The sequence below is a fragment of the Enterobacter cloacae complex sp. P6RS genome (assembly GCF_014982245.1).
Lineage (GTDB): Bacteria > Pseudomonadota > Gammaproteobacteria > Enterobacterales > Enterobacteriaceae > Enterobacter > Enterobacter bugandensis.
In genome coordinates this window covers 12,080-29,361 of the sequence record NZ_JADCLB010000015.1, presented here as the reverse complement: position 1 = coordinate 29,361, position 17,282 = coordinate 12,080, and the positions used below count along the sequence as shown (strand labels likewise).

Here is a 17,282-nt window from a genome sequence, read left to right as displayed (position 1 = left end):
GCGGGCGCGGTGGTAAAACGCTTATACGTTGAACGTATTGATGAAAAGTGAATGAAAAGAGCTGAGCGTATAGACAGGGTAGAGCTAATGCGGACGTTTGTCCGCATTGTGGAGGCGGGTTCCCTCTCTGCGGCGGCACGGCAGCTGGACACCACCCAGGCCACGGTGAGCCGGCGGCTGCAGTCGCTTGAGACTATGCTGGGCGTGCGTCTGATGTTGCGCACCACCCACACGACGCGGCTGACGGATGACGGGGAGCGCTGCTATCAGCATGCCCGTCGGGTAATTGACAGCTGGCTGGCGCTGGAAGATGAGGTGGGGCAGACGGAAGATGAACCTGTAGGCGTGCTGCGGGTGCGGGCACCGCATGCGTTTGGTCAGGATCAGCTCCTGAAACCACTAACCGAATTTCTACAGCGTTATCCGCAGCTTTCTATTGAGTGGATGCTCAACGATCGGTCGGCTGATTTTCTGGGCGACAACCTTGACTGCGCTATTCGGGTGGGAATGGAAGTCGACCCGGCGACCGTGTCCGTGCTGCTGGCCGAAGTGCCGCGCTCGGTGGTGGCTTCTCCGGCATTACTGGACCGCTTTCCGACGGTTAACGCCCCGGAGGATCTGCAGCAGCTTCCCTGGATTGCCATCAGCTCTTTCTACCAGCGCCATGTGGAGCTTTTTCACGAGGCATCATCCGCCACCGCGCGCGTGATAATTACCCCACGCCTGAGCACCGACAGTCTGTATGTCGCACGCAATACGGCACTCACCGGTCTTGGCGTGGCGGTAGTATCCAGCTGGACGGTACAGGATGATATCCGGGAAGGTCGGCTGGTACATTTGCTGCCAGAGTGGCAGCCGGCGGCGTTACCGGTGCATCTGGTTTACCCCTGGTCCCGGTATTATCCGGCGCGCTTGCGGCGATTTCTGGAGCTAATGCGGCAGATCATGCCGGAAGTCACCGGGATGAGAAAGCCCGTGCAGCAGCCATAAAAAAAGCCGACCCGAAGGTCGGCTTTTTACTTTCTGCGTCGTTATTCGACAGACTGCGGACGCGTCGCTGGTGCAGTCGCCTGATGCGTTGCACTGTGGCCGCCTGCAGCGCCTTTACCGTCAAAGCTGAACGCCGGGCGAACCCAGTCGCTGTGACGCGGTGCTTCAGGCACATACTCTGGTGCCGGAGCGCGCGTCATCGGCGCTGTCGCAACGTGAGCAGGCGCAGGAGCGGCAACAACCTTAACCGGCTCTGGTTCCACTTCAGGCGCTTTCGCTTCTTCAACAACCGGTTCAACCTGAATCTCAACGTCCTGAACGATTTCTTCAGTGGTGGTTTCGACGAGGGTTTCAGCGGCTTCTTCCACTGCGGCTACTGGTTCAGCCTCTTCAGCGACTTCCTCAGCCACCACGACATCTTCTTCGGCGATAATCTGCGGTGCGGCATCAACCGGCGCGGCAATCACTTCAGGATGGGTGGTTTCGACGTCCACTGCGTGTGGTTCTGCCGCTTCAACAACCTGAGGTTCAACCACGGTTGCTGCTTCGGTCACAGCGTCTTCAACCGCTGCTACAGGAGCAATCACCTCTTCGGTCACAGCCTGCTCTTCAACAACCTGCTCCAGGCGAGCGACCGGATAACGGATCCAGACTTTGCCGGATGCCATTTCTGGTGACGCGCACGCCACGGTCAAAGGCATTGGAGACTGAGTCGGATAACGCTCGTCACGGTAGCGACGACGACGCTGGCCACTCACGCGCAGATGACGCGGAGAACGGCGGGAGCGACGCGGCATACCCGCGTTGTCACGGTTTTCACCGTTTTCATCCTGCTCAACGTTATTGTCCACAACGGCTGGCAGGTCAACTTTTGCAACCTGCGTGCCTGTTGCGGTTTCTGCCGCTTCAGCCGCAACTACGGTGGTTTCTTCTACCGGAGCCGCACCAATGCGCACTTTCTGTGCCAGCTGGCGCTGCTTACGACGAGGCATCACCTGAGTACGTTCTTCCTGCTCGCCGTCCTGCTGCTCAGCGGGCTCTTCGCGGTTCAGGTTTTTAACTTCCTGCTGCGCCTGACGCTTCTCGTCGTTACGACGACGGTTGCGTTCGCGGCGTGGCTGCTGCTCGTCGCGCTGCTTGTTCTTCTCGGACTCATCGCCCGCCTGCTGGCGAATTTCACGATCTTCAACATTCTGCTGCTGTTTCTCGCGACGGTTGCGACGGTTGTCTTCGCGCTGTTCACGGCCTTCGTTATTGTCTGAACGGCTGTCACGACGCTCGTTACGGTCGCTGCGGTCGTTACGATCGCGGCGGTTGTTCTGACGCTTGCGACGGTCCTGCTGACGTTCAGGTTTGGCAGCTTTAGGTTCTTCTTTCGGCTGCTCTGGCTGAACTTCTTCACCCGCAAACATCTTCTTCAGCGCGCCGAAGAAGCGACTCAGCAGACCCGGTTGCGCCGGCTGGACTTTCGCGGCCGCGGCTTCTGGTTTCTGCGCCGCCGGTTTGGCTGCCGGTTTTTCCAGCGCCGCTTCCGGTGGGGCTTCAGGCATAATGAAGGTCGCTAACGCAGGCTGCTCTGGCAGTTTGCGCTCGGCAGGTTCTTCATCGGAAGGCAGCGCCATCTCTTCTTCATGCAGCTTCGGCAGCAGGTAGCTGAGGGTGCTGGTCTCTTCGCCCTTACGGACACGCAGCACGTGATAGTGCGGGGTTTCCATCTGGTCGTTTGGCACGATGATGCAGCGAACGCCGCCCTGACGCGCTTCGATTGCGCTAACCGCTGCACGTTTTTCGTTCAGCAGGTAGGAGGCAATCGGCACAGGCACAATGGCGTGAACCTCTTTGGTGTTCTCTTTCAGCGCTTCTTCTTCAATCAGACGCAGGATAGAGAGAGACAGCGATTCGTTATCACGCACGGTGCCGGTGCCGGAGCAGCGCGGGCAGACGTGATGGCTGGACTCACCCAGCGACGGGCTCAGACGCTGGCGGGACATCTCCAGCAGGCCGAAGCGCGAGATGTGGCTAATCTGGATACGCGCGCGATCCTGACGCACCGCTTCACGCAGGCGGTTTTCAACCGCGCGCTGGTGGCGAACAGGGGTCATGTCGATGAAGTCGATAACAATCAGACCGCCCAGGTCGCGCAGGCGGAGCTGGCGGGCGATTTCATCAGCGGCTTCAAGGTTGGTGTTAAAGGCCGTCTCTTCGATGTCCCCGCCGCGGGTTGCACGCGCGGAGTTGATGTCGATAGCGGTCAGCGCTTCGGTGGTATCGATAACGATAGAACCGCCGGACGGCAGGCGCACTTCACGCTGGAAGGCGGACTCGATCTGGGATTCGATCTGATAATGGCTGAACAGCGGGATTTCACCGGTGTACAGTTTAATTTTGCTGGTGAAATCCGGACGACCCAACGCGGCGATGTGCTGGCGAGCCAGCTCAAGCACTTTCGGGTTATCGATCAGAATCTCACCGATGTCCTGACGCAGGTAATCACGGAAGGCACGAACGATAACGTTGCTTTCCTGGTGGATCAGGAACGGAGCAGGGCGGCTTTCTGCGGCTTTCTGGATAGCTTCCCAGTGCTTCAGACGGAAGCTCAGGTCCCACTGCAGCGCTTCGGCAGATTTGCCCACGCCCGCGGTACGCACGATAAGCCCCATACCATCCGGCAGCTCAAGGCTTGCCAGCGCTTCTTTCAGCTCGGTACGGTCATCACCTTCGATACGGCGAGAGATGCCCCCCGCGCGCGGGTTGTTTGGCATCAGCACCAGATAGCTCCCCGCCAGGCTGATAAAGGTGGTCAGTGCGGCACCCTTGTTGCCGCGCTCTTCTTTATCAATCTGGACGATAACTTCCTGACCTTCACGCAGAACATCTTTGATGTTTGGGCGGCCATGGGCGTTGTAGTTTGCAGGGAAATATTCGCGGGCGATTTCTTTCAGAGGGAGGAAACCATGACGCTCAGCACCGTAATCGACAAATGCAGCTTCAAGGCTTGGTTCAATGCGGGTGATTTTACCTTTGTAAATGTTCGCTTTTTTCTGTTCGTGTCCAGGACTTTCGATATCCAGATCGTACAGGCGCTGCCCATCCACAAGGGCGACACGCAACTCTTCTTGCTGAGTTGCGTTGATTAACATTCTTTTCATCGTAACTTACTCGTTATTCTTACATTGACGACAAAGCTGCGGGCAAGGTGACGCTTTCCGGGGTATGAACCGATGGCCTCGTGTCTGTTCACGTCGCCAACCTCACGGTTGTCGCTCGCTTAAGAGGCGCAGAGTGTCGGTTGCCTGTATTTCATACGGAAACACAGCGCAATTATCAGGGGAATTGCCTGGGTAGAACTCTCCAGAGAACAATCCTTATACCGGGAAGTACTGCAACCCGCAGCCCGCTAACTGCCTGAAAGATCAATACGTCTTACGCCATTGCTGCGTGGATGATCGGTCAGACAAAATTGGTCATTCCGTCGACATCCTTACAAAACCCGGATTTAACGCGGAAAACAGCCCCATTATTCCACTGCTCGCCGGGTTATAGCAAGATGACTTTTACCAATTATCACCCGGTTACTCACAGTTTCTTCACCTCAAGGTGGTGATTGGTTTAATAACCACCAAATCGATTGCGTGAAACGGGGCGCAGGCCGGATAAAAGTAAATATAAGCATAGAAAAATGAGTGGCGCTAATGGCTGACGATATTTAGAATCGCCAACCATGAAAACAGAGACTCCAGCCGTAAAAATGGTTGCTATCGCGGATGACTACGCGGGGCAACGCATCGATAACTTCTTGCGCACCCAACTGAAGGGCGTGCCAAAGAGTATGATTTACCGCATCCTGCGTAAGGGCGAAGTGCGGGTGAATAAAAAACGCGTGAAGCCTGAGTATAAGCTCGAAGCCGGTGATGAAGTGCGTATTCCACCGGTGCGCGTGGCTGAACGTGAAGAAGAGGTGGTTTCGCCGAAGCTGCAAAAAGTCGCGGCCCTGAGCGATGTCATCCTTTATGAGGACGATCATATCCTGGTGCTGAATAAGCCATCGGGTACCGCGGTCCACGGTGGTAGCGGTCTGAGCTTCGGCGTGATTGAAGGGTTACGTGCGCTGCGTCCGGAAGCCCGTTTCCTCGAACTGGTTCACCGCCTGGACCGTGATACCTCAGGCGTGCTGCTGGTAGCGAAAAAGCGTTCAGCGCTGCGTTCCCTGCACGAGCAGCTTCGTGAGAAGGGCATGCAGAAAGATTATCTGGCGCTGGTGCGCGGTCAGTGGCAGTCCCACGTGAAGGTGGTGCAGGCCCCGCTGCTGAAGAACATTCTGCAAAGCGGCGAGCGCATTGTGCGCGTGAGCCAGGAAGGGAAACCGTCGGAGACGCGCTTTAAGGTTGAAGAGCGCTATGAGTTTGCCACGCTGGTGCGCTGCAGCCCGGTGACGGGGCGTACCCATCAGATTCGCGTGCATACCCAGTTTGCGGGCCATCCGATTGCGTTTGATGACCGCTACGGCGATCGCGAGTTCGATAAGCAACTGGCGGGTACGGGCCTGTCGCGTCTGTTCCTGCATGCGGCAGCGCTGAAGTTTACCCATCCTAATACCGGGGAAGTTATCCGTATTGAAGCGCCGCTGGACGAGCAGTTGAAACGCTGCCTGAAGGTTCTGCGCGGCTGATTAGGTGCCGGGTGGCGCTGCGCTTACCCGGCCTACGAAACCCGTAGGCCCATGCAAGCGAAGCGCCGCTGGGCATAACTTACACGATCAGCGGATTACACTCTTCTCGCCGTAACATCTGACACAAGGCAATCAGCGGCAATCCCACCAGTGTGTTCGGATCCCGCCCATCCAGTTTGTCGAACAGCGCAATCCCCAGTCCTTCACTCTTAAAGCTTCCTGCGCAGTTCAGCGGACGTTCCCGGCGCACGTAGTCCATAATCTCCAGCTCGCTAAGATGGCGGAAGTGCACGTCGAACGGCTCGCATTCGGTTTGCAGATGGCCGGAGGCGGAGTTATAGAGCGCCAGGCCCGTGTAAAAGGTCACGATAGTGCCCCGCGCACGCAGAAGCTGCTGGCAGGCATTCTCCTCCGTATGGGGCTTGCCGGTGATTTCGCCGTCCAGCACGCAAACCTGATCGGAGCCTATAATCAAATGTGCAGGATAACGTGCGGCCAGCGATTGCGCTTTCTCCTTAGCGAGACGCGTTACCAGATGACGGGGTGATTCGCCCGGTTGCGGCGTCTCATCAACGTCCGGCGCGGCGCATGCAAACGGGATCCCGAGCTTTTCCAGCAGCGTTCGACGGTAGGGAGAAGTGGAAGCAAGGACGAGATTTGGCATATTTTTATCACCAGATATAGCGTATCGATGCCAGCCATTTTAAACTACAGGCCGCAATGTGTGCGAATAATTGGCAAAAGGCAGCTCTGGTTGCCTTTTTCTTTGACTCTATGACGTTACAAAGTTAATATGCGCGCCCTATGCAAAAGGTAAAATTACCCCTGACTCTTGATCCGGTTCGTACGGCTCAAAAACGCCTTGATTACGAAGGTATCTATACTTCCGATCAGGCCGAGCGTATTGCCGAATCTGTAGTCAGTGTGGACAGTGATGTAGAATGCTCCATGTCGTTCGCTATCGACAACCAGCGTCTCGCCGTTTTAACCGGTGATGCAAAGGTAACGGTAACGCTCGAGTGTCAGCGTTGCGGGAAACCGTTTGTACAGCATGTTCACACAACGTATTGTTTCAGTCCGGTTCGTTCTGACGAACAGGCTGAAGCACTCCCGGAAGCGTATGAGCCGATTGAGGTTAACGAATTCGGTGAAATCGATCTTCTGGCTCTGGTTGAAGATGAAATCATCCTCTCCTTGCCAGTCGTTCCGGTGCATGATTCTGAACACTGTGAAGTGTCCGAGGCGGACATGGTCTTTGGGGAACTGCCTGATGAAGCGCAAAAACCAAACCCATTTGCCGTATTAGCCAGCTTAAAGCGTAAGTAATTGAGGAGTAAGGTCCATGGCCGTACAACAGAATAAACCAACCCGTTCCAAACGTGGCATGCGTCGTTCCCATGACGCGCTGACTGCAGTTACCAGCCTGTCTGTAGACAAGACTTCTGGTGAGAAACACCTGCGTCACCACATCACCGCTGACGGTTTCTACCGCGGCCGCAAGGTTATCACTAAGTAATCGCGCGAAAGCGTGATTAGGCTTAGTGAGGATTTCCCCGTGCAAACGGGGAAGTTACCGAACCAGGCTGCGACGATACCTTGACACGTCTAACCCTGGCGTTAGATGTCATGGGGGGAGATTTTGGCCCTTCCGTGACAGTGCCTGCAGCATTGCAGGCACTGAATTCTAATTCGCAACTCACACTTCTTTTAGTCGGCAATCCCGACACAATCACGCCATTACTTGCAAAAGCTGACTTTGAACAACGTTCGCGTCTGCAGATTATTCCTGCGCAGTCAGTTATTGCCAGTGATGCACGCCCCTCGCAGGCGATTCGTAATAGCCGTGGCAGCTCTATGCGCATGGCGCTGGAGCTGGTAAAAGAAGGGCGAGCGCAGGCTTGCGTCAGCGCCGGCAATACCGGTGCGCTGATGGGGCTGTCGAAATTACTGCTCAAGCCGATTGAGGGCATTGAGCGCCCGGCGCTGGTGACGGTGTTACCGCATCAGCAGAAGGGGAAAACGGTAGTGCTCGATTTGGGCGCTAACGTGGATTGTGATAGTACCATGCTGGCTCAGTTCGCCGTGATGGGGTCGGTGCTGGCAGAAGACGTGGTCGGGATCAACAATCCCCGCGTTGCGTTATTGAATATTGGTGAAGAAGAGACCAAAGGCCTGGACAGCATTCGCGACGCTGCTGAAATGCTCAAACAGGTTCCCTCCATCAACTATATTGGTTATCTCGAAGCCAATGAGTTGCTGACGGGAAAAACGGATGTTCTGGTGTGCGATGGCTTCACCGGAAACGTAACGTTGAAGACCATGGAAGGGGTCGTGCGCATGTTCCTTTCTCTGCTGAAATCTCAGGGAGAAGGCAAAAAAAGCGCCTGGTGGTTGATTTTATTGAAGCGTTGGTTACAAAAGAGCCTGACGCGGCGATTCAGTCACCTCAACCCCGACCAGTATAATGGCGCCTGTCTGTTAGGATTGCGCGGCATCGTGATTAAGAGTCATGGCGCCGCCAATCAGCGAGCATTTTCTGTCGCCATTGAACAGGCAGTGCAGGCGGTGCAGCGACAAGTCCCTCAGCGGATTGCCGCTCGCCTGGAATCTGTATTAGCTAAAAGTGACTGAGCGTACATGTATACGAAGATTTTAGGTACCGGCAGCTACCTGCCAAAACAAGTGCGTACCAACGCCGATCTGGAAAAAATGGTAGATACGTCTGACGAGTGGATTGTCACGCGCACAGGTATCCGTGAACGTCGTATCGCCGCGCCAGACGAAACCGTGTCCACCATGGGTTACGAAGCCGCACAGCGCGCTATCGAAATGGCGGGTATCGATAAAGAAGAGATTGGCTTGATCGTGGTTGCCACGACGTCTGCCACGCATGCTTTCCCAAGCGCGGCGTGTCAGGTGCAGAACATGCTCGGTATTAAAGGCTGCCCGGCGTTTGACGTTGCCGCCGCGTGCGCAGGTTTCACCTACGCGCTGAGCATTGCCGATCAGTATGTTAAATCTGGCTCCGTCAAATATGCGCTGGTTATCGGTGCTGACGTTTTGGCGCGTACCTGCGATCCAACCGATCGCGGAACGATCATTATTTTCGGTGATGGTGCCGGTGCGGTGCTGCTGGGGCAGTCCGAAGAGCCGGGTATCATCTCCACGCATCTGCATGCCGATGGCCGCTACGGCGAGCTGTTAACGCTGCCTAACGCCGATCGCGTTAATCCGGACAGCTCCATCTACCTGACCATGGCGGGTAACGAGGTGTTCAAGGTGGCGGTGACCGAGCTTGCGCACATTGTCGATGAGACGCTGGAAGCAAATAACCTTGAACGCACCGCACTCGACTGGCTGGTGCCGCATCAGGCGAACCTGCGTATCATCAGCGCCACCGCTAAAAAGCTGGGCATGTCGATGGATAACGTTGTGGTGACGCTGGATCGTCACGGCAACACCTCTGCGGCGTCGGTACCGTGCGCATTTGATGAAGCGGTACGCGACGGACGAATCAAACGGGGCCAGCTGGTCTTGCTTGAAGCCTTCGGTGGCGGGTTCACCTGGGGTTCCGCGCTGGTTCGTTTCTAGTATAAGGAATAAAAAATGACGCAATTTGCTTTTGTGTTCCCGGGCCAGGGTTCTCAAACCGTTGGGATGTTGTCTGAAATGGCAGCAAACTACCCGGTCATTGAAGAGACTTTTCGTGAAGCTTCTGATGCGCTGGGTTATGATCTGTGGGCGCTGACCCAACAGGGTCCGGCCGAAGAGCTGAACAAAACCTGGCAAACTCAGCCAGCGTTGCTGACCGCGTCCGTTGCGCTGTGGCGCGTATGGCAGCAGCAGGGCGGTAAAGCGCCAGCGCTGCTCGCGGGCCATAGCCTGGGTGAATACTCTGCGCTGGTGTGCGCCGGTGTGATTGCGTTTGCTGACGCGGTGCGCCTGGTAGAACTGCGCGGTAAATTCATGCAGGAAGCGGTGCCAGAAGGAACGGGTGGCATGTCTGCCATTATTGGTCTGGATGATGCCGCGATTGCAAAAGCGTGTGAAGAATCTGCTGAAGGGCAGGTGGTTTCTCCGGTTAACTTCAACTCGCCGGGCCAGGTTGTTATTGCTGGTCATAAAGAAGCCGTTGAACGTGCCGGTGCTGCCTGTAAAGCCGCGGGCGCCAAACGCGCACTGCCGCTGCCGGTCAGCGTACCGTCTCACTGCGCACTGATGAAGCCCGCAGCCGAGAAACTGGCGGCTGAGTTGGAAAAAATTACCTTTAACGCACCGACGATTTCTGTTGTGAACAACGTCGATGTGAAATGCGAAACCGCGCCGGAGGCTATCCGTGACGCACTGGTTCGCCAGCTCTATAGCCCGGTACAGTGGACCAAAACCGTTGAGTTTATGGCCTCTCAGGGCGTTGAGCACCTTTATGAAGTCGGTCCTGGTAAAGTCCTCACCGGTCTGACGAAACGTATTGTTGACACCCTGACTGCCTCGGCGATTAACGAGCCGGAAGCGATGTCAGCGGCACTCTCGCAATAAAAGAGGAATACCATGAGTTTTGAAGGAAAAATTGCCCTGGTGACTGGCGCAAGCCGCGGTATCGGGCGTGCAATTGCTGAAACACTGGTCGCGCGCGGCGCGAAGGTGATTGGTACAGCAACCAGCGAGAATGGCGCTCAGGCCATCAGCGAGTATCTGGGTGCGAACGGTAAAGGTCTGGTACTGAATGTGACCGAACCTGCATCTATCGAATCTGTTCTGGAAAATATTCGCGCAGAGTTTGGTGAAGTGGATATTCTGGTCAATAATGCCGGGATCACTCGCGACAACCTGCTGATGCGAATGAAAGATGATGAGTGGAACGATATTATCGAAACCAACCTGTCATCTGTATTCCGTCTGTCAAAAGCGGTAATGCGCGCTATGATGAAAAAGCGTCATGGTCGTATTATCACTGTTGGTTCTGTGGTTGGTACCATGGGAAATGCTGGTCAGGCTAACTACGCTGCGGCGAAAGCAGGTCTGATCGGTTTCAGTAAGTCGCTGGCGCGTGAAGTCGCGTCCCGCGGGATTACTGTAAACGTTGTTGCTCCGGGCTTTATTGAAACGGACATGACGCGTGCGCTGACTGATGATCAGCGTGCGGGTACGCTGGCGGCAGTTCCGGCGGGTCGTCTTGGCGACCCTAAAGAAATCGCCAGTGCGGTTGCATTTTTAGCCTCTGACGAAGCGGGTTACATCACTGGTGAGACCCTCCACGTCAACGGCGGGATGTACATGGTTTAATCACGATCGAAAATATTTGCGTTATTAGGGCAAATGGCCTCAAAATAACGTAAAATCGTGGTAAGACCTGCCGGGATTTAGTTGCAAATTTTTCAACATTTTATACACTACGAAAACCATCGCGAAAGCGAGTTTTGATAGGAAATTTAAGAGTATGAGCACTATCGAAGAACGCGTTAAGAAAATTATCGGCGAACAGCTGGGCGTTAAGCAGGAAGAAGTTGTGAACTCCGCTTCCTTCGTTGAAGACCTGGGCGCAGATTCTCTTGACACCGTTGAGCTGGTAATGGCTCTGGAAGAAGAGTTTGATACTGAGATTCCGGACGAAGAAGCTGAGAAAATCACCACCGTTCAGGCTGCCATTGATTACATCAACGGCCACCAGGCGTAAGTGAACATCTCCAGGCGGTCATTCGACCGCCTGAGTTTTATCTTTTTTAGTCCCACGAATCTCTTTTTTTATCCCTCCCTGGAGGACAAACGTGTCTAAGCGTCGTGTAGTTGTGACCGGACTTGGCATGTTGTCTCCTGTCGGCAATACCGTAGAGTCCACCTGGAAAGCTCTCCTTGCCGGTCAGAGCGGCATCAGCCTAATCGACCATTTCGATACTAGCGCCTATGCAACGAAATTTGCTGGCTTAGTAAAGGATTTTAACTGTGAAGAGATCATCTCGCGTAAAGAACAGCGCAAGATGGATGCCTTCATTCAATATGGAATTGTCGCTGGCGTTCAGGCCATGCAGGATTCTGGCCTTGAGATTACGGAAGAGAACGCAACCCGTATCGGCGCCGCTATCGGCTCCGGGATTGGTGGTCTTGGCCTGATCGAGGAAAACCATACATCGCTGATGAATGGCGGACCGCGTAAGATCAGCCCGTTCTTCGTTCCGTCCACGATTGTTAACATGGTGGCAGGTCACCTGACCATTATGTTCGGCCTGCGTGGGCCAAGCATCTCTATCGCTACCGCGTGTACGTCTGGCGTACATAACATCGGCCAGGCCGCGCGTATCATTGCGTACGGCGATGCAGATGCTATGGTTGCGGGCGGTGCTGAAAAAGCCAGTACCCCACTGGGTGTTGGTGGTTTCGGCGCAGCGCGTGCGCTCTCTACCCGTAACGATAACCCTCAGGCGGCGAGCCGTCCGTGGGATAAAGACCGCGATGGTTTCGTGCTGGGTGACGGCGCAGGTATGCTCGTACTGGAAGAGTACGAACATGCGAAAAAACGTGGCGCGAAAATTTATGCTGAAGTCGTTGGCTTCGGGATGAGCAGCGATGCGTATCACATGACGTCTCCTCCGGAGAACGGCGCGGGTGCTGCGCTGGCGATGGAAAATGCGATCCGTGATGCGGGTATTACCCCTGCACAGATTGGCTACGTTAACGCGCACGGCACTTCTACGCCTGCAGGCGATAAAGCAGAAGCGCAGGCGGTTAAGTCTATCTTCGGCGAGGCTGCCAGCCGCGTAATGGTCAGCTCCACGAAATCCATGACCGGTCACCTGCTGGGTGCGGCGGGGGCAGTAGAGTCAATCTACTCTATCCTTGCGCTGCGCGATCAGGCTGTGCCGCCAACCATCAACCTGGATAACCCGGATGAAGGTTGCGATCTGGACTTCGTTCCGCACGAAGCGCGTCAGGTTAGCGGTATGGAGTACACCCTGTGTAACTCCTTCGGCTTTGGCGGCACGAATGGTTCTCTGATCTTCAAAAAGGTCTGAGCCTGACTGCCCGAAAGCTATAAAAAAAGGTCCGCTTGGCGGGCCTTTTTTATTAGGGAAAATCCCCTTGTCCGGCTTTTAACATCCTGCCAGACTGAGCCTCCATGCATAAGGAGACACCATGTTTCTCATTAATGGCCTTGAGCAAGAAACGCTGCCGGCAAGCGACAGGGCAATCCAGTTTGGCGATGGCTGTTTCACCACTGCACGTATTCTTGACGGTGAGGTGAGCCTGCTTGACGCCCATATCCGTCGTTTACAAAAAGCCTGCGAGAAATTGCTGATTCCCTTCATGCAGTGGGACATTCTCGAGCGCGAGATGCGCCGGCTGGCGTCAGGTAATACAAACGGCGTTTTAAAAGTTATTCTTAGCCGCGGCAGCGGCGGGCGAGGGTACAGCGGTTCCGCCTGTCAGCATCCCACGCGTATTCTTTCCGTATCAGCGTATCCTGCTCACTATGCGCGCTGGCGTGAGGAGGGGGTAACGCTGACGCTGAGCCCGGTACGGCTGGGGCGAAACCCTATGCTCGCCGGAATAAAACATCTTAACCGCCTTGAACAGGTGCTTATTCGTACTCATCTTGAACAGACGGACGCCGATGAGGCGCTAGTCCTTGACAGCGAAGGGTTCATTACGGAATGCTGTGCGGCTAATTTACTCTGGCGGAAGGGCCGTGAGGTCTTCACCCCTTCGCTGGAGCAGGCTGGGGTTAACGGCATCATGCGCCAGTTTTGTTTGCAACAGCTGGCACATGCAGGCTTTCGCGTTGTCGAAGTAAACGCGAAGGAAGAGGCGCTGCTGTCCGCCGATGAAGTTGTGATCTGCAATGCGCTGATGCCTGTTATACCCGTTCGGGCGTATGGTCAACAGCGCTGGTCTTCGCGAGAGCTCTTTACGTTTTTAGCCCCGATATGTGAGCAAATCTAAAAGTCATGAAGAAAATGTTGCGCTTTGTCCTTCTCCTGATCGTTGCGCTGGGTATTACCGGCGGAGCGGGAGTATGGAAGGTTCGCCAGCTGGCGGACAGTAAAATCCTGATTAAAGACGAGACGATTTTTACCCTGAAAGCCGGTACCGGGCGGATGGCGCTGGGCGAGCAGCTTTACGGGGATAAAATCATCAACCGTCCACGCGTGTTCCAGTGGTTATTGCGTATCGAGCCTGAACTGTCTCACTTCAAGGCTGGTACCTATCGCTTTACGCCCGGCATGACCGTCAGAGAGATGCTGCAGCTGCTGGAAAGCGGTAAAGAGGCACAGTTCCCGCTGCGCTTTGTTGAAGGGATGCGCTTAAGCGATTACCTCAAGCAGCTGCATGATGCGCCTTACATCAAGCACACGCTCAAAGATGACCGCTATGAGACGGTCGCCGAGGTGCTGAAATTTGAACATCCTGAGTGGGTGGAAGGCTGGTTCTGGCCAGACACCTGGATGTATACGGCGGGCACGACCGATGTGGCGATTCTTAAACGGGCACACAAAAAGATGGTCGAGGCAGTTGATTCCGCCTGGGAAGGGCGGATGGACGGGCTGCCTTATCAAGATCAAAACCAGTTTGTGACAATGGCCTCGATCATTGAGAAAGAGACGGCCGTGGCGGCTGAGCGCGACCGGGTCGCGTCGGTATTTATCAACCGCCTGCGCATCGGCATGCGTCTGCAAACCGACCCGACCGTTATCTACGGCATGGGCGAGAGCTATGCCGGTAAGATCTCCAGAAAAGATCTGGAGACGCCAACCGCGTATAATACCTACGTCATTAACGGCTTGCCGCCGGGCCCGATAGCCACGCCGAGCGAGGCTTCGCTCAAAGCCGCCGCGCACCCGGCCAAAACACCGTACCTCTATTTTGTGGCTGATGGAAAAGGGGGGCATACCTTTAACACCAACCTTGCCAGCCATAATCGCTCTGTTCAGGACTATCTGAAAGCACTTAAGGAAAAAAATGCGCAGTAAATACATTGTCATTGAGGGACTCGAAGGGGCGGGTAAAACCACCGCCCGTAACGTGGTAGTGGATACGCTGAAATCGCTTGGCGTCGCTGACATGGTCTTTACCCGTGAGCCGGGCGGTACTCAGCTGGCGGAGAAACTGCGCAGTCTGGTGCTGGATATTAAATCCGTTGGCGACGAGGTTATTACTGACAAAGCCGAAGTGCTGATGTTCTATGCGGCGCGCGTCCAACTGGTTGAGACCGTGATTAAACCTGCGCTGGCCGACGGCAAGTGGGTGATCGGCGACCGTCACGATCTGTCGACTCAGGCCTATCAGGGCGGCGGACGCGGTATTGACCAGGCGATGCTGGCAACCCTTCGCGATGCCGTACTGGGGGATTTTCGCCCGGACCTGACCCTCTACCTGGATGTGACCCCGGAAGTGGGCCTCAGGCGCGCGCGCGCGCGCGGCGAACTGGATCGCATTGAGCAAGAGTCATTCGATTTCTTTAACCGCACGCGCGCGCGCTATCTCGAGCTGGCCGCACGGGACAGCGCAATTCGTACCATTGACGCCACGCAATCTCTGGACGACGTCACGCGCGATATTCAACAGACCGTTACGCAGTGGCTACAGGAGCAGCAGGCATGAAATGGTATCCATGGTTGCGCCCGCACTTTGAACAGCTGATCGCCAGCTATCAGGCCGGTCGGGGGCATCATGCGTTACTGATTCAGGCGTTGCCGGGAATGGGGGATGATGCGTTGATCTACGCCATCACTCGTTTTCTGATGTGCCAGCAGCCGGAAGGGCATAAAAGCTGCGGTAAATGCCGCGGCTGCCAGCTGATGCAGGCAGGCACGCATCCTGACTACTACACGCTTGAGCCTGAGAAGGGCAAAAGCGCGCTCGGCATTGATGCCGTGCGTGAAGTCAGCGAGAAACTGTACGAACATGCGCGTCTGGGCGGGGCAAAAGTGGTCTGGCTCAACGACGCTGCGTTGCTTACCGAGGCGGCGGCGAACGCGCTGCTTAAAACCCTGGAAGAGCCGCCGGAAAAGACGTGGTTTTTCCTTTCCTGCCGGGACCCGGGACGTTTACTGGCGACGCTGCGCAGCCGTTGTCGTCTCCATCATCTGGCGGTGCCTCAGGAATCGTGGGCGTTAAGCTGGCTTGAGCGAGAGGTGACAACGTCACAGGAGAGTGCGTTGTCTGCTCTGCGCCTCAGCAGCGGCGCCCCCGCGGCGGCGCTGGAATTACTACAGCCTGACGTCTGGTCGCAACGAGAAGCGCTCTGCCGGGCCGTTGAGGCTTCACTTAACAACCAGGACTGGCTGAGTTTACTGCCTGCGCTGAATAGCGATCGGGCCGTTGAGCGTCTGCACTGGCTGGCCTCCTTATTGCTCGATGCGCTTAAAATCCAGCAAGGGGCTACGCTGCTGACTAACCCGGACGCGTGGCCCCTGGTGAACATGCTGGCAAGCCGCCTTACAGGCGCGTCTCTGCACGCTATCCTTCATGATGTTTGCGAGAGCCGCGAACAGCTTTTAACCGTGACGGGTCTTAATCGCGAGCTTTTGCTGACCGACCAGTTACTGCGTATTGAACACTACCTGCAACCGGGCGTTACGCCGCCTGTTTCCCATCTCTGAGAGAGACATTATGTTTTTAGTCGACTCACACTGCCATCTTGATGGCCTGGATTATAAATCCCTGCACAACGACGTGGATGACGTGCTGGCAAAAGCCGCTGCCCGCGATGTGAAATTTTGTCTTGCGGTGGCGACGACGCTGCCAGGGTATCGCTCAATGCGTGAGCTGGTGGGCGATCGCGATAACGTGGTGTTCTCCTGCGGCGTTCATCCGCTGAACCAGGACGAAGAGTATGACGTAGAAGAGCTGCGCCGACTGGCAGCAGAAGCGGGCGTCGTGGCGATGGGTGAAACCGGGCTGGACTATTTTTACACGCCGGAAACGAAAGCGCGCCAGCAGGCGTCTTTCCGCAACCATATTCGCATCGGCCGCGAACTGAATAAACCGGTCATCGTACATACGCGCGATGCGCGCGCCGATACGCTGGCGATCCTCCGGGAAGAAAACGTGACGGATTGCGGTGGCGTACTACACTGTTTCACAGAAGACAGAGAAACGGCGGGTAAACTGCTTGATTTGGGGTTTTATATTTCGTTTTCCGGGATCGTGACGTTCCGTAACGCTGAGCAGCTCCGTGATGCTGCGCGCTATGTCCCGCTCGATCGCATTCTGGTGGAAACAGACTCTCCGTATCTGGCGCCGGTACCGCATCGCGGTAAAGAGAACCAGCCGGCCATGACGCGAGACGTCGCAGAGTACATGGCCGTGCTTAAAGGCGTCAGTATCGAAGAGCTGGCCCGCGTCACGACGCAAAACTTCTCTGCGCTGTTCCATATCGACCCCGCCCGCCTGCAATCCGTCTGATAAGCCTGTTTTTTTTAGGCTCGTAATTAATAAATAAAACGAGTAAAGTTCACCGCCTCATTTGGGGCGGTGACGGTGTTCTTAGAAACATCCAGACATGCTTTTTGTAAATTACTGAAAGTTTTTCGACCGTCTTAAGCTGAAACGTGATAGCCGTCAAACAAACTCAGAGGGAATTATTTTACTCTGTGTAATAAATAAAGGGCGCTTAGATGTCCTGTCC

Annotated in this window: 17 protein-coding genes; 15 read left to right on the top strand and 2 right to left on the bottom strand. The window is 55.5% G+C overall.

Annotated elements, in window-relative coordinates; genetic code table 11:
- The first annotated feature begins 51 nt into the window (after nucleotides 1-51).
- Entirely contained in the window at nucleotides 52-990 is a 939-nt protein-coding gene (locus tag INF73_RS08715; protein ID WP_048960926.1) for a LysR family transcriptional regulator, read from the top strand.
- Nucleotides 991-1,031: 41 nt separating this feature from the next.
- Here the strand turns inward: INF73_RS08715 and rne are convergent, their stop codons facing one another.
- A complete protein-coding gene (gene rne, locus INF73_RS08710; RefSeq protein WP_193540642.1) occupies nucleotides 1,032-4,139 on the bottom strand; it encodes a ribonuclease E in 3,108 nt (1,035 codons plus the stop codon).
- A 572-nt stretch (nucleotides 4,140-4,711) separates the two neighbouring features.
- On the opposite strand from rne, the gene rluC reads away from it, so the two are divergent.
- Nucleotides 4,712-5,659, top strand: a complete 948-nt coding sequence (rluC, locus tag INF73_RS08705; RefSeq protein ID WP_028012713.1) for a 23S rRNA pseudouridine(955/2504/2580) synthase RluC — start codon at nucleotides 4,712-4,714, stop codon at nucleotides 5,657-5,659.
- A 79-nt stretch (nucleotides 5,660-5,738) separates the two neighbouring features.
- Here the strand turns inward: rluC and INF73_RS08700 are convergent, their stop codons facing one another.
- Nucleotides 5,739-6,323: a nucleoside triphosphate pyrophosphatase gene (locus tag INF73_RS08700; RefSeq protein WP_028012714.1), complete on the bottom strand. Its 585-nt coding sequence runs from the start codon at nucleotides 6,321-6,323 to the stop codon at nucleotides 5,739-5,741.
- 140 nt (nucleotides 6,324-6,463) lie between these two features.
- On the opposite strand from INF73_RS08700, the gene yceD reads away from it, so the two are divergent.
- From yceD to INF73_RS08635, 13 genes are all read left to right on the top strand, one after another.
- The gene (gene yceD / locus INF73_RS08695) at nucleotides 6,464-6,985 is read left to right on the top strand and encodes a 23S rRNA accumulation protein YceD (RefSeq protein ID WP_021240759.1); all 522 of its coding nucleotides are present in this window, start codon (nucleotides 6,464-6,466) and stop codon (nucleotides 6,983-6,985) included.
- Between the two features lie 16 nt (nucleotides 6,986-7,001).
- On the top strand, nucleotides 7,002-7,175 hold the full coding sequence (gene rpmF / locus INF73_RS08690; protein WP_003857964.1) for a 50S ribosomal protein L32: 174 nt from the start codon (nucleotides 7,002-7,004) through the stop codon (nucleotides 7,173-7,175).
- An 80-nt stretch (nucleotides 7,176-7,255) separates the two neighbouring features.
- Nucleotides 7,256-8,290, top strand: coding sequence for a phosphate acyltransferase PlsX (gene plsX, locus INF73_RS08685; RefSeq protein WP_028012715.1), 1,035 nt, complete (start codon nucleotides 7,256-7,258; stop codon nucleotides 8,288-8,290).
- 6 nt (nucleotides 8,291-8,296) lie between these two features.
- Nucleotides 8,297-9,250, top strand: a complete 954-nt coding sequence (locus tag INF73_RS08680; RefSeq protein ID WP_041910515.1) for a beta-ketoacyl-ACP synthase III — start codon at nucleotides 8,297-8,299, stop codon at nucleotides 9,248-9,250.
- 15 nt (nucleotides 9,251-9,265) lie between these two features.
- Nucleotides 9,266-10,195: an ACP S-malonyltransferase gene (fabD, locus tag INF73_RS08675; protein ID WP_028012717.1), complete on the top strand. Its 930-nt coding sequence runs from the start codon at nucleotides 9,266-9,268 to the stop codon at nucleotides 10,193-10,195.
- Between the two features lie 12 nt (nucleotides 10,196-10,207).
- Nucleotides 10,208-10,942, top strand: coding sequence for a 3-oxoacyl-ACP reductase FabG (fabG, locus tag INF73_RS08670; protein ID WP_010429699.1), 735 nt, complete (start codon nucleotides 10,208-10,210; stop codon nucleotides 10,940-10,942).
- Nucleotides 10,943-11,096: 154 nt separating this feature from the next.
- Nucleotides 11,097-11,333: an acyl carrier protein gene (gene acpP / locus INF73_RS08665; protein WP_003857954.1), complete on the top strand. Its 237-nt coding sequence runs from the start codon at nucleotides 11,097-11,099 to the stop codon at nucleotides 11,331-11,333.
- A gap of 91 nt (nucleotides 11,334-11,424) precedes the next feature.
- Nucleotides 11,425-12,666: a beta-ketoacyl-ACP synthase II gene (gene fabF, locus INF73_RS08660; protein ID WP_045630098.1), complete on the top strand. Its 1,242-nt coding sequence runs from the start codon at nucleotides 11,425-11,427 to the stop codon at nucleotides 12,664-12,666.
- A 121-nt stretch (nucleotides 12,667-12,787) separates the two neighbouring features.
- A complete protein-coding gene (gene pabC, locus INF73_RS08655; RefSeq protein ID WP_193540644.1) occupies nucleotides 12,788-13,594 on the top strand; it encodes an aminodeoxychorismate lyase in 807 nt (268 codons plus the stop codon).
- Nucleotides 13,595-13,599: 5 nt separating this feature from the next.
- Complete coding sequence (gene yceG, locus INF73_RS08650) at nucleotides 13,600-14,622, top strand: cell division protein YceG (protein ID WP_193540646.1); 1,023 nt, start codon at nucleotides 13,600-13,602, stop codon at nucleotides 14,620-14,622.
- Nucleotides 14,612-15,253: a dTMP kinase gene (gene tmk / locus INF73_RS08645; protein ID WP_041910511.1), complete on the top strand. Its 642-nt coding sequence runs from the start codon at nucleotides 14,612-14,614 to the stop codon at nucleotides 15,251-15,253. Before yceG ends, tmk begins: the two co-directional genes overlap by 11 nt.
- On the top strand, nucleotides 15,250-16,254 hold the full coding sequence (gene holB / locus INF73_RS08640; protein ID WP_193540648.1) for a DNA polymerase III subunit delta': 1,005 nt from the start codon (nucleotides 15,250-15,252) through the stop codon (nucleotides 16,252-16,254). Before tmk ends, holB begins: the two co-directional genes overlap by 4 nt.
- A gap of 10 nt (nucleotides 16,255-16,264) precedes the next feature.
- Nucleotides 16,265-17,059, top strand: a complete 795-nt coding sequence (locus tag INF73_RS08635; RefSeq protein ID WP_193540650.1) for a metal-dependent hydrolase — start codon at nucleotides 16,265-16,267, stop codon at nucleotides 17,057-17,059.
- Nucleotides 17,060-17,282: the final 223 nt, after the last annotated feature.